The 15,767-nt window shown below is 39.9% G+C and carries 8 protein-coding genes; all 8 read right to left on the reverse strand.

Features of this window, described 5'->3' with window-relative positions:
- Positions 1 to 130: 130 nt before the first annotated feature.
- Positions 131 to 1,507 carry a tyrosine-type recombinase/integrase gene (locus tag BQ7394_RS25155; RefSeq protein WP_075559900.1) on the reverse strand — a complete coding sequence of 459 codons (1,377 nt, stop codon included), beginning with the start codon at positions 1,505 to 1,507 and terminating at the stop codon, positions 131 to 133.
- A gap of 285 nt (positions 1,508 to 1,792) precedes the next feature.
- Complete coding sequence (locus BQ7394_RS25160) at positions 1,793 to 4,303, reverse strand: hypothetical protein (protein WP_139317748.1); 2,511 nt, start codon at positions 4,301 to 4,303, stop codon at positions 1,793 to 1,795.
- A 77-nt stretch (positions 4,304 to 4,380) separates the two neighbouring features.
- Positions 4,381 to 6,219 carry a RagB/SusD family nutrient uptake outer membrane protein gene (locus tag BQ7394_RS25165; RefSeq protein WP_075559902.1) on the reverse strand — a complete coding sequence of 613 codons (1,839 nt, stop codon included), beginning with the start codon at positions 6,217 to 6,219 and terminating at the stop codon, positions 4,381 to 4,383.
- A 22-nt stretch (positions 6,220 to 6,241) separates the two neighbouring features.
- Positions 6,242 to 9,541 carry a TonB-dependent receptor gene (locus BQ7394_RS25170; protein ID WP_235848817.1) on the reverse strand — a complete coding sequence of 1,100 codons (3,300 nt, stop codon included), beginning with the start codon at positions 9,539 to 9,541 and terminating at the stop codon, positions 6,242 to 6,244.
- Between the two features lie 202 nt (positions 9,542 to 9,743).
- Complete coding sequence (locus tag BQ7394_RS25175) at positions 9,744 to 10,682, reverse strand: FecR family protein (RefSeq protein WP_075560244.1); 939 nt, start codon at positions 10,680 to 10,682, stop codon at positions 9,744 to 9,746.
- 76 nt (positions 10,683 to 10,758) lie between these two features.
- The gene (locus BQ7394_RS25180; protein WP_075559904.1) at positions 10,759 to 11,319 is read right to left on the reverse strand and encodes an RNA polymerase sigma-70 factor; all 561 of its coding nucleotides are present in this window, start codon (positions 11,317 to 11,319) and stop codon (positions 10,759 to 10,761) included.
- 742 nt (positions 11,320 to 12,061) lie between these two features.
- Complete coding sequence (locus BQ7394_RS25185; RefSeq protein ID WP_075559905.1) at positions 12,062 to 14,119, reverse strand: family 20 glycosylhydrolase; 2,058 nt, start codon at positions 14,117 to 14,119, stop codon at positions 12,062 to 12,064.
- 11 nt (positions 14,120 to 14,130) lie between these two features.
- Complete coding sequence (locus tag BQ7394_RS25190; protein WP_075559906.1) at positions 14,131 to 15,759, reverse strand: RagB/SusD family nutrient uptake outer membrane protein; 1,629 nt, start codon at positions 15,757 to 15,759, stop codon at positions 14,131 to 14,133.
- Between the last annotated feature and the right edge of the window lie 8 nt (positions 15,760 to 15,767).

Consider the following 15,767-nt stretch of genomic DNA (forward strand, 5'->3'; position numbering starts at 1 on the left):
TTGACTACAGTTTCATAGTGCAAAGTAAGCTACTGGCATTGGTTAAATCAAGAACCTTACATAATTTTGTTATGCATCTGATTTACAGTGTTATACGATCAAGATTCGGCAATGTTTACTATTGCCGTATTTATTCAGGAATTAGTAACATAGAGTTGAACATAATTCTTTTTTGTGGTGAAAAAGGAGCTATATAACCTCCTGTAATATTTTTATTGCTATGTCCCATGGCTTGAGAAATATATCGTTCTGAGACGCCAGCGTGTGTCAAATTGGTTGCAAAACTGTGCCTTGCATAGGTCATTGAAATGGGGATTGATAATCCTACTTCTTTAGCCGCCTTTTTTAGACGGAAACCAAAATCTGCATTTAAATCCTTTACAATAGCCTTTATTTTGATTGGGTTAGTTTCTCCTTTTAGTAAATTCGGAAAAACAAAATTATCTTTTGAAGGAGTTGAGGCGTAGTGATTGAGTATCTCTTCCAGTTCGGGTATTATAGGTATAATAATCTGAATTTCTGAATCTGATGTTGATTCTGTCTTTTTACGAACAAACATCAATTCTTTGCCCATGCTGTTAAAATAGTGGTCGTTATATGTGAGTAAACAAATATCCATTAGATTCATTCCATTGGCAAGATAAGAAAAGAGAAACATATTTATGGCCTCACAAATCCATTTTGTTTGATGCTTTTCCCGTTTGTCAGGGGCGTCGTATTTTTTTAATTTAAGTATGTCAGATATTGGTAGATAAGCTTCTGTCTTACTTCTGCCTTTTTTAATAGTAACTTTATCTGTCCCTTTGCCAAAAGGATACTGATTTAGTTCTATGTAGCCTAATCTCATAGCCTCATTTATAACAACTCTCATTCCTCTATGATATATTCCTATTGTAGTTTGAGATAAACCGCAATCGGTCATTTTGCTTGTCCATCTATCTACAATGTCAAAACCAATATTACTGAATGATATATTGAACCCTACGCTTTTGGAAAAGCTATTGAATGCATTGTTATAGCTGTCCGCTGTTCCTGCTCTACCTTCATGGCGAAGCTTTTCTATTGTTTGTTTCCAAAATTCAGAGAAGTTTAGGTCTAATCTACCGGTGAGTTTCTTTTTTAAATTTTCAATGTTAAAGGCTTTAATTTCATGAAGTTCTCTAATAGTGGCGCACACTTTATCAAATACCTTTTCCTGCTCTTTACGGTGTTTGGCAAAGTTGCTGGAACCTGTTGCGTGTCTTAGCTTCTCCCATTCATAAATAGTAAAAGTTCCGCCTGTACGATAAAAGTAAAGGTGGAATTTATCTGAAGAGAATGAGACTCGTATGGCGGCAGGTAGTACTGTTACCTCATTTTTTAATTCGTTTATATCATTAAGTATTTCGGTTTCTTTTAAACTCTTGATGTAGTCGACATGTTTGCGTTGGTCGAGTATCAATCCGATAGAGATAGTTTCAATTTTCTTTGTAAAAATGGGTTTTAGAAAATGGTCTACTTTGTTCATTGTGGTGTTATTTAGGTGTTATTGAATTTCATAACAGGACAAAGTTAGAAAAAACAATTGTGTTTTGCAAGTTGTTGAAATACAAATATATATAATATTATTCAGGGCAAAAAAGAACAAGGGATAATAAGAAAAAACATTGTTTGTGTTACTCATAATCAGGGAGTCCTTGGTTCAAGCCCAAGTGGGACCACAATAAAAAGCGAACTACTTTATTATTAAGTAGTTCGCTTTTTTCTTAGAAGGATCCCTCCCCCTCTTATGCAGAAAATGATTGGTAGTTACCTATTCTCCTATCTTAAATTTAAACTCCCTTTCTACCGGTTTATCGCCTTCTGAGTCCATCCGGATGTTGTAAGTCATTTCCCAGGTTCCGGATGTCGGATCAAAATCTGTTTGCCAATAGTCATTACCGTAGGTAGACTGGTCGATCTGTGTCCACTGGTTTCCTTTTTTGGTGTATAGAGCCGGTTTTTTATATCCGGATAATTGACGGATTGTGATGGGAACATAACCTATTCCTCCTTTTGTTTTGAAATGAGCCTGATCATTTATGGCAGAAATGACGATAGGATAATTATCTTCTACTGTTCCTTCTACCGGAGTTACAATAATGTTATTTCCTTTTGCTTCCCTGTATGCAAGGGGCCATTTGTTGGTGAATTTTGATAAGGCCGTTTTAAAATAGGTATTAGGGCCGTAATAATCATCACCGGTTAAAGGCGTAACAAATAATTCTATTTCAGCTTCTATATAATCCCCCGCAGATAAAGTACGGCAATTTTCGGGAAGGGTTACTGTGATGATAGAACACGGATCGCCATGTGCTCCTTCTGTCGTAATGTATTCACTCCAATAAGGAGGAATATTTGTTTTTCCATTGACCTTGGAATCCCACTTCCGGATAATGAAACCACGATTCCCGGAGACAAAACGTCCTTCCTGATCTTTACTGATAGGTGAATCGTATAAGAAGAACCAGGGAGTATTCCCGGAAAAAGACTTCTTGCTTTTGTCATTTACAGGGTGTGTATTATTATTTGCTTTCCACTTCTTTATAAGCCCTTTTTCATTTCCTAGAGCAATCTCTTTCGAAAAACCGTAATGATAAGTGGCTGCTCCTAATTGGAATATATCTAATTTTTCAAACTCTATGTTGTCCTTTACATTCATCCGGATTTTATATATTCCCCTGGTTATGTCGTCAGACCGGGTGATAGAGGTTGCATACTGAAAATCTATTTTTTGATCTAACATATTACCGGAATATATGACTTCCGTAAGATTGGGGCAATATCGTTTGTAATCAGTTTTCATTGCCGTATGCCATGCCCGGGTACCGTCGTTTCTCCGAAGATTTAAAATATCGGCTCCCCCTACATTTCCTGTCCATCCCCATTGTTGTCTTTTAGGATCGACGATTAGCAACGGACGAACATCCAGTACGGCGGCAGATGCCTGGTCCAGATCCGGTTCATAACATATACTTTCTCCCCATGCACCGATTGCCGATTGATCCCATTGCTGGTTACTTCCCCAGCCAACAAGGCAAAGTTGAGCATGAGAAGCGGCAGGTACGCCTCCCCAATGTGCATTCACCCCTGAATACTCAAGTGTTATTTTACTGTTGGCAGGTATACGAAGGACACTGAGTCCGTGGAACCAAGGCCCTTTATAAAGGTGTGAGTCATAATTGTTGAAATCAGTGGTATGCCAGTTTTTAGATAGTTGGACAGGAATGCCTGTGGGGTAACCCTCCTGATCTCTTATTATTCCCGAAATACCGGGGACCGCGTAGACCTCGTTTTCTTTTGAGAAATTTAATCTGACCGTAGCTTCCGAGGAATTATTATTCTCGATCGTAAATTTAACCTGCTCCATACGGTCGTTATCTTTGACTGTTTCACCGGAAATGTCATTGCGAAGCTGGATGGAATGCCATCCCATTGCCGGATCGTATTGAGTTATTAAAGAAGTGTTGACCGGCTGTATTTGTTCGGCACTTACTACCAGAGGATTTGTTTCTTGGTGGATAATGCTGTTCAGTTCCTTTTCCACATCTTCGACCGGATAGATGATAAGCCCTGTCTGATAGAGTTGTTCGGGTTGGAGTTTTTGAGTTGAATTCAGGCGTGCTTCTATTTTGTTTCCTGAAAATGAAAGATGGGTATTGTCGGTGGATTTGGTTATTATGTACCCACCGGTTCCTGTTGTGTGCTTGTAGACTGTCCATCCTTCGGGAGAGGATTGTTTCTGGTAATTAGAAGGAATTGTATAATTGATAACAATAGCGTTCGAACGAAGGATCACCGTTGGAACCACCCGTAAGGAAAGTGTTAAGCGATCGTTCCATGAAATAATGTCGAGCCCGCTTTGGTAGGGATCGCAACCGTTTAACTCCGGTATCCAGTTGATAAAACGGTGTTGTAGGAAACGTCCGGTATGAATGAGTTGACAATCTTCTACCCGTAAAGAAGATTGTTTGCACGGATAAAGTTTGCCATAGGTTTCTATTCCAAATGAAATATCGGGAGGGTTATTATCTATCTCTTGTTTACTCCCGGAAATAGAAAAACTGTTGAAGACCAGTTTCTCATAATCAAATTTGAATGCATATTTATTCGTTTGAACTTCGAAGATCAATGGAGATTGGGTTTTAAGAGAGTTTTTCCACCACATATTCGAATTCAGTGCCGAACTGTTTTTGCATAAATCTTCAACTTTAATCGATTGTGCATGAATACCGTTGGAACACGAAAGATATAGTATAGTCAGAAACAAAAATATTTTTTTCATTGTAATCTCGCTATATGAATGTAATGAAGAGAATAAAAAGATCTTTCCGGAATGAAAACCGGAAAGATCTTTTCTATTTAATTATAACCTGGATTTTCTAAGAGGTTCGCGTTTGCGCCGGTCCTGTTTAATGTGATTGGGAAATAGTAATTCTGTTTGTAGAAGCGAGGAGGAGTGTTAACTCCGTCAATATCGTCCAACACAACCAGTTTATACTTTCTTGTATTAAAATCGAGTATATATCTTAGTCCCGAGAATGACTGTGACAAAACGGATTCAGCTTCCCTCCAACGGCGTAGATCCCAGTATCTGTGTCCTTCAAAGGCCAATTCGACTTTCCGCTCATGGCGTATTGCCTGGCGGTCGATTGTCGTTTTGGTAGCGATACCCGCTCTTGTTCGTAGTTGGTTGATAGCACCTAGGGCTTCTCCCGATTTACCTAACTCGAATGCCGCTTCTGCATAATTCAAAAGAATTTCACCAAAACGGAATACAATGAAATCTGTCCCGGAATTAGACCATGTACTACCGATATCTACATTTTCATCCAGATATTTCATCACTCCGAAACCAGTGCCAAAATTCCCTGCATTGATATTCTGGTCTCCCATCGCATTAACGCCTTCGTAGCCTTCCCCGTCGTTTTCATACAATTTACCGTCTCCGCCGATCAAGCCTTTGTGGAAGTCAACATTTCCGCCCCGCCAGGGAGTTCCCATCGTATAGATGGTTGCTGCAAACCGGGGATCTTTCTTTCCCCATAGTTCTTCCATACTCCACAGGCCATTTTGAATAGCTTGCCGATCCAGTTTGCCTGGTTTACCGTCTATATATTCAAATTCTTCAGCCATCTCCAGGTAAGGCGTATTACCCATTCCCAGATTCCACCCATGTGGTTTGGGACGTTGGCAGAAATCATATCCCCATGTATTTCCTCCACCTGCTAAAGCATCTATATAACTGTGTTGTTTGGCAAATATGACTTCGCTATTTCTCTTCTTAACAAATATATTCCTGAAATTAAGCGATTTGTCAGTATCTTGGTCATATAGCTGGAACGCTCCGCTATTTATGATAGCCTGGGAAGCATCAAAAGCTTTCTGGTAATAATCGGAGGCCTGGCTTTGAGGTATTCCCAACAAGTCATTCAACTGCATCGAACCGAATTGGGCTATACTTCCGGCATATAAAGCAGCCCGGCTCTTCAGGGCAAGTGCCGTCCATTTTGTTGGACGTCCGAAGTCGGTGGTAGCTGCCAGGTCTTCGGCTATTGCATCCATTTCCGATATGACAAAGTCGTACAGTTCCTTTTCCGAATTCCGTTTAGGGTAAAGAACATCTTCGGAGTCATCCAGGGAAGCCGCTTTCGTCATTAGAGGAACACCGCCATATCGCTTGACCATTGAGAAATAGTTGAACGCCCTTATAAAACGTGCTTCAGCTACACGGAGCGTTCTTGTTTCGCTGTCAATAGGCGAGTCTGGCACCCGTTCAATAAATTGATTCAGGTTACGAATGATATAGTAAGGGTATTCCCACCATTCGAGAAATCCTCCGTTAATATTCAGTTTCCCGGTTTTGTAGCTTCCGGCATTCCCGGAAATTTCCCAGCCACCTTTGCCTTCGTCCGCAATGTTGTTAATGACCAGCGGACCGTATCCATGTTCACTGGTATGGATCTCCCATTTCCCATCGACAGGCGAACCTGCCGACCAACTCTCTATATAATCGCTGGCCTCATTGGTAAAGACTGTTGTCAGCATATATTGTTGGGCCAGATAAGCATCGATCATTACGGGATCATTCCATACCACGTCATCTGAAATAATATCCAGCGGTTTCTTATCCAGGATATCATCCAGACAAGAGGTCAGACTACATAATCCGATTAAGAATAGAACTAATTTCTTTTTCATATTATTGATACTTTATTTTCTGTTAGAATGATAAATTCAATCCAAAACTGAATGTGCGCTGTTGCGGATAATACATCAGTTTATTGCCAATATTCGGAGCTTCAGGGTCTATGCCGTATTTTCGTATGTTGCTTATGGTGAACAGGTTGGTGCCTGCAACATAAATACGAACCTGGTCGATCCCGACCTTATCCAGTATTTCTTTCGGTACATTATATCCCAAGGAAGCATTTTTAAGTCTTAAGTAAGAGGTTGACTTGTAATAATAATCGGAAGTCCAGCCATTGGATGTCGAGCCTCCTAATCGAGGAATCAATGCCTGTGGATTATTATTCTCCTGTGTCCAGCGTTCATCATATTTTACTTCTGTTTCAAAGCCTAAAGATGCATTGGTGTAATATCCGAATGCTCCCTGAAATAAAGCAGAGAAATCAAAGTTGCGGTATCTTAAATCCATCGACAGACCATACATCCAGTGTGGCATTGTACCCATTCCGATATCTTTCTGGTCTTTCCAATCTAATACGCCGTCTCCGTTCAGGTCTTTGTATTTGATATCTCCGGGACGAAGAGAGTGATTACCGCCTAATGCACTATAAGTATATTCCAATGCATCGATCTCTTCCTGGCTGGTAAATAACTTCTCGGCTGAATAACCGAAGGCGCGGTCTGTCCACTGTCCTGACAACTGATTGATTCTTTTTTGATCAGGATCTTCGTAATCGGGCTCTTCATGGTGATCCCATTTGGATCGTGACCACGATATGTTACCATTGATATTATAGGAGAAATCAGCAACTTTACCCTCCGTTCCCAGGTTTAGTTCAAATCCACGGTCATTCAGGCTGTTCAGGTTTTCCTGAGGCAGCGCGGAGCCAAAGGTAGAAGGCAGTGAGCGTGTACGGGTTGCCGGTATGCCATCCCGTTGACGATAGAATCCTTCGATGGAGCCATGAATTTTCCGGCCAAGGAAAGAATAGTCGATACCTCCGTTATAGATAGACATTTTTTCCCAGGTAAGCAGCGGATTAGCCAGGCCTGTTGAGTAAAGCCCCGAGACAGGGGTGTCACCTAATAAATAAGTCCCTCTCATCGCATATCCCGACAGATATTGGAAATTACCTACGGCATCATTTCCGGACTGACCGTAACTAACCCTTAACTTCAGGTTGTCGACGAAGGTCAGGTTTTTAAAGAAACTTTCCTGTGAGGCGACCCATCCCAGGGATACTCCGGGGAAATATCCCCAACGGCTATCTTTCGGGAATTTGGCAGATGCATCGGCACGCAGGATAGTTTCAATCAAATAGCGGTCTTTGAATGCATAATTGATCCTTGCAACAAAACTGGCTCTTCCCATTTCGCTGGCAGAGCCATCGTTACTCATTCCCGAGGTACTACCGGCATACAATTGTTCGATGGAAGGAGTCAGGAAATCTTTCCGGTAAGCCATAAAGTTATTATTGGAGTAATCGATACTCTCGAACAAAGCTAAACCGGAGACACGGTGAGTGTCGTTGAACAGGTTGTCGTAGGTGAACGAATATTGTTGAGTCAATATGCTTCCCCGGTACGTCCTTTCCCTGAGTTCTGCTTTTTCTTTAAAGTTACCCGCATAATTGTACGTGTCCGTCGCTGTATTGTAGGTGTAATACTTGATTGGTTTTGTAAATTCCTTTACATACTGTTCATCGTCGATATAATTGATAAATGCTTTAGCCTTCAGCCCTTTGACATATTTGAAATCGTAAGACAAGGAAACACCTCCTCTTAAATCACGTTTCTTGTTGTGGTTATAGCCCGTCAGGTCCGAATTGGAGGTGGCGGCAATACTGCCCACATCGATACCACCCCAGGCAAGCTTGGTCGGGTCCGGTAACTGGGACGGATACCAGGGTTTGGTATTGTATAAATCCTGCCACAAATGTCCCTCATTTCCCATGCCTCTGACAGGGAAGTTACGATCTTCGTAAGTCAGGGTCAAGTCGATGGTCAGATTGATACGGTCTGTAATAGCGGCATCCATGTTCGATTGGATGTTATAACGTTTGTAGTCTCCACCATTCTTTTTGATCATGGTTTGTTGGTCGGTATAACCGAAGTAACCCATATATTTGATTTTACTGCTTCCTCCTCTGACAGATAAGTTATGATTCTGTTGAGGTGCCCATTTGCGGAATACATAATCGAACCAATCCGTATTAGGATAAGCCGGATCGTTGCCTGCAAAGAACTTATCTACCGCCTCTGCCGTCCAGGGGGCACCGGCTTCCGGTTGACCACTCTGCAGGTACGCTTCGCGTTCCATCTGTGTCCTTTGACCTGAGCTGGCTGGTTTTACCATATCGGTAACTCCCTGGATCGTAAATGATCCGTTGTAAGTGATCGTCGGCTTTTGATCTTGTCCGCGTTTGGTCGTCACCAGTAGTACCCCGTTTCCGGCACGAGCTCCGTAAATAGAGGCTGCACCATCTTTCAGTATCGAGATAGACTCTATCTGATTTGGGTCGATATTATTGAAACTGGACTCCACTCCATCCACTATTATCAGAGGATCACCAAATCCGCGAATACTTAATGAACTGCCGTCGGAGCCGGGCTGGCCGCTATTTTGTTTGGCTAACAATCCGGGCAGTTGTCCGGCCAGTGCATTGGTTACGTTGGCAATCGGGGCCGTTGTCAGTTTATCTGATTTAATAGCAGCGACCGATCCGGTAAGGTTTCCTTTTCTTTGCACACCGTATCCTACGACAATAACTTCGTCGATTGCCTGACTATCTTCTTTTAACTGGATATTGATCACCCGTCTGTTATTTACCGCGATGGTTTGCGGATTATACCCGATATAAGTGATTTGCAGTGTAGACGACAATAATGCGTCTATACTATACTTACCCTCTATATCTGTTATTGTGCCATTGGTTGTCCCTTTCTCTACAATGTTAGCCCCGATGATCGGTTCCCCGTTTATGTCTGTGACAATACCAGTAATTGTAGTACGCTGCTGGTTGATTTCGTTTTTTTCCGATGAGGAAACAACAATGTAAGATCCCTCCTGCACATAACTCAGTCCTATTGTAGAAAATAGATTGTCTAAAATCTGTTTGACCGGCTGGTTTCTGGCATTCACTACAACTTTTAAGTTCGTGTCTACATTCACATTATATACGAACAGGTAGTCTGTCTGTTTTTCAATAGTATTCAATACTTCTTTCAGAGATGTATTGTTGGCCCGTATGCTAATTCGTGCATTTTGTGAGCTCGAATCGATTGCATGTAATGAAAATATCAGTACAAACAAGAGGATTGAGGTTATTCTCATAATTCTGAAAAAATGTTTATGTCGTGATTTTTTTAGGTAATAGGTTCCCGACAAAGATACTTTATTCATAACTTTGTAATTATTAGAGATTAATACAGTTTTTGATAATTGTGTTAGTCATAAAGCGATAGATGTTCCCGCATTTATCGCTTTTTTCTTTCAGCATTCTATCATAGGCAATGTGATTTAAGGGTTTAACATGTTATTTAATGTAGATAATAGTGTTGTTTTCATTCCTCTTGAAGCGGAAGTCGGCATCTCGCTGGAGAACCTGCAATATGAAATCTACGCCGTCTGAAATACGAAATTTCCCGCTACAGATATAATTGTCCAGGTGCTTATTCTCGTTAATGATCTGTATATCATAGGTTTTTTCAAACTCTTTCATTAAATCGTTAAATGCAATATGTTCAAAACAAAGTAATCCTTCTTTCCAGCGGTAGATATCGTAGTTCTGTATTTTATCAACTATCAGTTGCCCGTCTATATAATCCGCTTTTTGCAGTGGGTGTAATATTATCTTGTTATCTGGTTCGCTTTTGTCTGAAATTAATATGGAGCCTTCCATCAATGCTACTGAAAATGAAGATGTTTTATTGTAAGCATCGACATTGAACTTTGTCCCCAATACTTCTATATTATATTTGTCGGTCTGCACGACAAATGGTCTCCTGGTATCTTTCGTGACCTCAAAATAGCCTTCCCCGTCTAACGTAATCACCCTTTTTCCTTTCTTGTTGGTGAATGATGCCGGGTATTTCATTTTTGATCCGGAATTGAGCCATACGTTGGTTCCGTCTGACAATAGAACATTGACCCTTTGGCCGGTAGGAACGGATATCGTGTTCATTAGCTGCCCTGTATCTGGCTTCACAAAATTGTAAATCTGTATGCCGCATACGATAAACAGGGCGATAACGGCTGCATACCGGATTATATTCTTCCAATGAAGAACATTTTTCGGCGAGGTATGAGATATCTGAATCTTCTTGTTCTGAACAAGCAGAATATCGAAGTATTTGCGTTCTTTCAGATATTCCTGCATGTTCTGCTCTGAAGCTTCAGCCCAGTTACAAACCTCTTCTTCTTCTTTATAAGAAGCTTTTCCTAAGAAAAAACGATATAGTATTTCCTTTTCCATATTTAATAAGCACATAAATAAATAGTATCCCTAAAAGAGAAAGCTTATTTTTTTGGAAAAAAATGGGGATGGTCTGTTAATTCAAAAAAATGAAAAAGAACGGAAGATAATCTTTCAATCTTTTTCTTAATACGTTTAGTGCCTTTGTGATGTGAAATTCAACGCTTTTAGTCGATAATTCGAGTCGGGCTGCAATCTCTTTGTGCGTTTTATTTTCGTATCGGCTCATAATGAAAATGGTTCGTGTTTTTTCGGGGAGTGTTTCCAACGCTTCATTAATTAGGCGTTGTGCTTCCGAGCTGAACAGTTCCTCAGGGTCGCATGCCTCCAATGTTGTGATCTTCAAATTCCTAACCCTTTCCATATGCGTCCGGATGTTTTGTTCTATATCCTCCCGTATCCGTTGATTGCGTAGATGGTTGAGGCTTTTGTGTTTCACCACTTCCATGATATAAGCCGGGATATTGGCATTAGAGATAAGAGAATGTCGGTTTTCCCAATAGTAAACCAAGCTGTCGACAACTATATCTTCAGCAGTCTCTTCATCCTGAATATAGGTATTTGCAAAACGAATGAAAATGCCCTGATAGTTTGAAAACAGTTTGTTAAATTCTTTTATCTCTGAAATGTTCTCCATATCTCAAACCATTGATAAGGTAAAGATAGATAAAAAATGGAGATTATAGTATTTCTTTGTCATAATCGTATTTATATCTATGATATTGATTTATGTAGAATCCTTTTTGACAAAATGATAATTTAGCATCAGTTTGCAGGAGGTATACAAGTATAGGCCGGGCTTGTCTTCATACAGGCTATCCTACGGGAATATCAAAATGACATATATGTAAGTTAATTTCTCTATTACTGTTAAACTGGAATGAATGTGTGAGCGATAGGGCGGTTTTTGTTCATGAACCGTCTGTATAGATGCATTTCGGTTCTTTGTTTTTGTTCACATTTTTACTCGTTCTGGCATTGTGAATATGTTATTTAGCATGCAAAATCAGTTTTTTGACAGGCTATTTTCTCAAAATTTGGGCTCCTTTTTGTGGAAATCTCGTTTTAAACGGAGCTCAATCTCGGTTAAACAAAATTTTTTTTCGTTTTAAACGAAGTTGAAGTTTGTTTAAAACCGGGTTTTGGAATCATATTATTGGAGATTAGTGTTAAAATATGTATTGATATTTTCTCCAGAACTGATTTGATATGTGATATTCATGTTTTTATTTTGCTCCTTTTTGTGTTAAAATGCTTCAGATGTCTTCAAATTTGATTATTGTGATATCTGTTTGGTTGCATAGATCTTTTGTATAAAATATAGACGTACCTCTAAACAAATTAAAGGTACGTCATAATTAATAACACTGTAAATACTTTTATAATTCAGAAAGCCATTTTTCGAGTCGTTTTACCATAGGTATTTCAAAGTAAAACATCCAATCACTGTTATTTGTCCTGGCTGAAAGATGCTTGTTTGGATCGACTTCTTCTATATATCCGTCTGCTGTAGACATGAAGCGTATTTCAGAATAGACATTTTCGAATTGACTTCTCATTATTTTGAAGTAATTACACAAGTTCTTTATTTCAGAAAGTGACTGTTTTCTTTGTTCGGGAGTATTTGCCATATCATATTTATGAAGGGCAATAATGACTTTTGTTGAAAAAGCAAACAAGTGTGCGGTCTGCCTATATACTTGCAGAGTATATCTGTTCCTTAAAGCTGTTTTCTCTCCGATATTGAGGATAGAATCGATTCTTTCGTATCTTTCTATAGCTTTTATAGCTTCGTTTACCTTTTTGTTATTATCAGAACTCCATTTTCCCGGATTATTAGGGTTAGGCATATCCAATAAAGTAAAAGGTGTAACTCCCCATGCCGGATTCCTTCTCCCGCTTGTAACTAATGCTTCATCGAAGAAATCCGCTAGAGCTTTCAGATCGTTTATGAACTCTGTTAATGAATCTGCCGGACAAAAACCGAACTCTCTTTGACCATGTGCCAGACTGAAAGATATTCTGTCCCTGGCATCGGGGTTCCAGCTGTATTCTCCCAAGGCAATAAATTCCCTCCACACTGCTTCCGCATGTGGCGAACCATCATCCCAGGTTGTAGCCAGTATTCCAACCAAGTCATTTTCAGTAGTAATTTTACAGAATCCTTTGATGAAATCTGTTCTTTCAATTTCCCTGGGAAGGTAAATACTATTTCCGGTTGCAGCAGCTGTTGCCGCCATAACCTTCAATCCTTTTTCTTTATACCAGTTCAATAATCTCTGATGGATGGGAGTTACCGCTTGTTCGTATTTCCAACGCATGTAGATACATTCTTTTGGAAATAAATTAATAGCTTCGTCAAGTTTCTGGGTGTTCCATTGCCGATCTAATTCTACCCCTTGAAGGGTATCGTTTTGGAGAATATCCCATAAATCAGCATGTTTCAGAGGCATATCATCCCAAAAGATTGGAGTACGGCTGTGTTCCGTGGCATACTTACAGGTTTTTTGTAACCAATCCATTTGTAATTCAAAAGGTGTTTTTCCTGTTGCTTTGCACCGTTCATCAATTCCGATAGACTGAACTTCATCTCCTCCAATATGGAGATATTTGCCATACGGCATCGCTTCTATAGCATCCTGATATAAGTCAAACTGAAGTTCGTATGTTCGAGGATCTGCAGGACAGAAATCTCTGTCACTGTTTGGATCTTCTCTTAATTCCCAATGATGTTTCAGGATATATGAAGCATGTCCCAGCCCTTGAACAAGTGGTGATACATCAATGTTTCTATCATGCGCATAACGGCAAAGAGCAATCATTTCCTCTTTACTGATCGCGTTTGGCGCTCCTATTTCCGGACGTCGTATATAGCGAAGTTTATCTTCCAACTCCCAGATAACAGCATTGATTTTATATCTGGCTAGCCGATCTATCGCTTTGTAATAATATTCCATCCGATTTAAATGGTGCTTGGTATCAAAGTGAATGGCCCTGTAAGCTAAAACCGGATAATCGGTAATAACCATTTCTGGGATAGCACAATTGAAATCCCGGCTATCTTCCAGTAATTGTTCCAAAGTCTGACAGCCATAGAAAATTCCGGCCTTGTTTCTGGATGATATAGTCACCCCTTTTGAGTTGATACGCAGTACATACCCTTCAACGGAAGAGGGTACTTCCTCTTCCGTTATTATTAATTGTACTCCTTTTCCTTTTTTCTCTTTTTGAGGTAAAGCATCCAATACGGGAGGAAGTATCGGAAGTTCGTTATTGTGTGAGGAAACCAAATAGGTCAATTCTCCATAACGTAAGGTATTTCCTCCTTTTACCTCTATTTTTTGAGGTGTAGGTATCAATTGGAATACTTTATTTAGCTCTTTACTGCTGATATTGGATAAGAGCAACAGCATGATTATTATTAGTTGTACTTTCATTTTTATTATGATTAATAACCCGTATTTTGCTTAAGATTCGGATTTTTGTCAATACTGGATTGTGGAATCGGTAAATATCGATTGTAGGGGGCAAATTTTCGAGTTTCGATCAGAGAGAAAACTCCCGGCTCGATCACTGCTCTTTTATATGGATCGTTTTCATTATAATTAACTGTCCCGGTAATGCGGGATAAATTTCCATTCATAACTTTTTCTGCCAGCATTTTTCCTTCGGAATCTTTCCATCTGAGAATATCCGCTTTACGGAGTCCTTCTCCGGCTAACTCTATTGTACGCTCTCTTCTGATTAGTTCGCGAAGTGTTTCTTTAGTTCCGTATTTCCCCCGGTTTACAGTTGGCATTCCTACGCGGATACGAATTTTATCGAGAGATTCATATACAGCATTAGAGGGCCCATTCAATTCATTTTCTGCTTCGGCAAAAGAAAGTAATACTTCTGCGTAACGAAAGACGATCGGACAAGCACCTGTATCCCAGATATTATTGTACTGATCCATCGGTGCCAGGTATTTAGACCATGAAAGAGCTGTTTTGGATGCGTTACTAACACCTTCCGGATAATTATCGTTGAGGGCACCGTCGATTTCTTTATCTAATGTGTTGAGAATAACTGTTTCTCTACTTTGGTTTTGCCATAGTTGTCCTGGGAAGAGCATAGTCATTTCCATTCTGGGATCTCTGTCTTTAAATGGATATTTAGGATCATATAATTTAGACTCTTCTTTAGTCAATCCGTCATTCATTTCATACATATCCAACAGATTTTGAGTTGGAACAATGGAGGACCATCCTCCATCTGCGTTATTGTACATTTGTCCGATAACGCCTAGGCCTTGTAAATTCTCAAGATATTGTACAGACAGGATTATTTCATTTGAGCTTTTTCCTTTTAAAGTAAACAGTTCCGTATAATTGGGGTCCAGATCATACTTTTTCATCTCCATAATAGCCTGAGCAGCATCTTTTGCCCGCTGGTAGTCACTCCAGTATAGGGCAGATCTCATTTTTACAGCTAATCCAGTGCCTTTGGCTACCCGTCCTAATTCTGCCGGACTTTCTTTTAGATCGGGAATTAAAGCATCCAACTCGTCATAGACGAATTTTTTTACTTCTTCTTCTGTATTTCGCGGTACTTTTGCTTCTTCCGCTGTGTTATAGGAGTCTATGATGGGGACACCTCCATACCAAAAGTTCATTTCAAAATATTTGTAAGCCCTTATTGTCCGTACCTGGGCAATCAAATCTTTTTTTTCTGTTTCGTCTGTAAATGTTACATTCTTGATGTTTTCGAGAAAGTCATTACACCGGCGAATTGTTTTAAAATCATAGAAACTGGCTCCTGTATTGGATGCACTGAGTTTTCCGTTTCCGTGTACAGTCCAATTTTCCCAGGGAAAATTGTTGTAACCGATATCGGATGCGCAATCCTGGTAAAGAATCGTATAACCGTTAAGCCAGTCTTTGTAACATCCAACAGCAAAGCTTCTGGCATCACTTTCACTTTTCCAAGTAGTGGCAGGTGATAAAGCATCATAAGGTGCTGTATCCAGGAAATCAGAGCAAGATGTTATAGAGGCTGTGATAGCACAACTGATTAATATATATGATAGACGTTTCATAATATGTA

The organism is Parabacteroides timonensis (genome assembly GCF_900128505.1).
Classification (GTDB): Bacteria; Bacteroidota; Bacteroidia; order Bacteroidales; family Tannerellaceae; genus Parabacteroides; species Parabacteroides timonensis.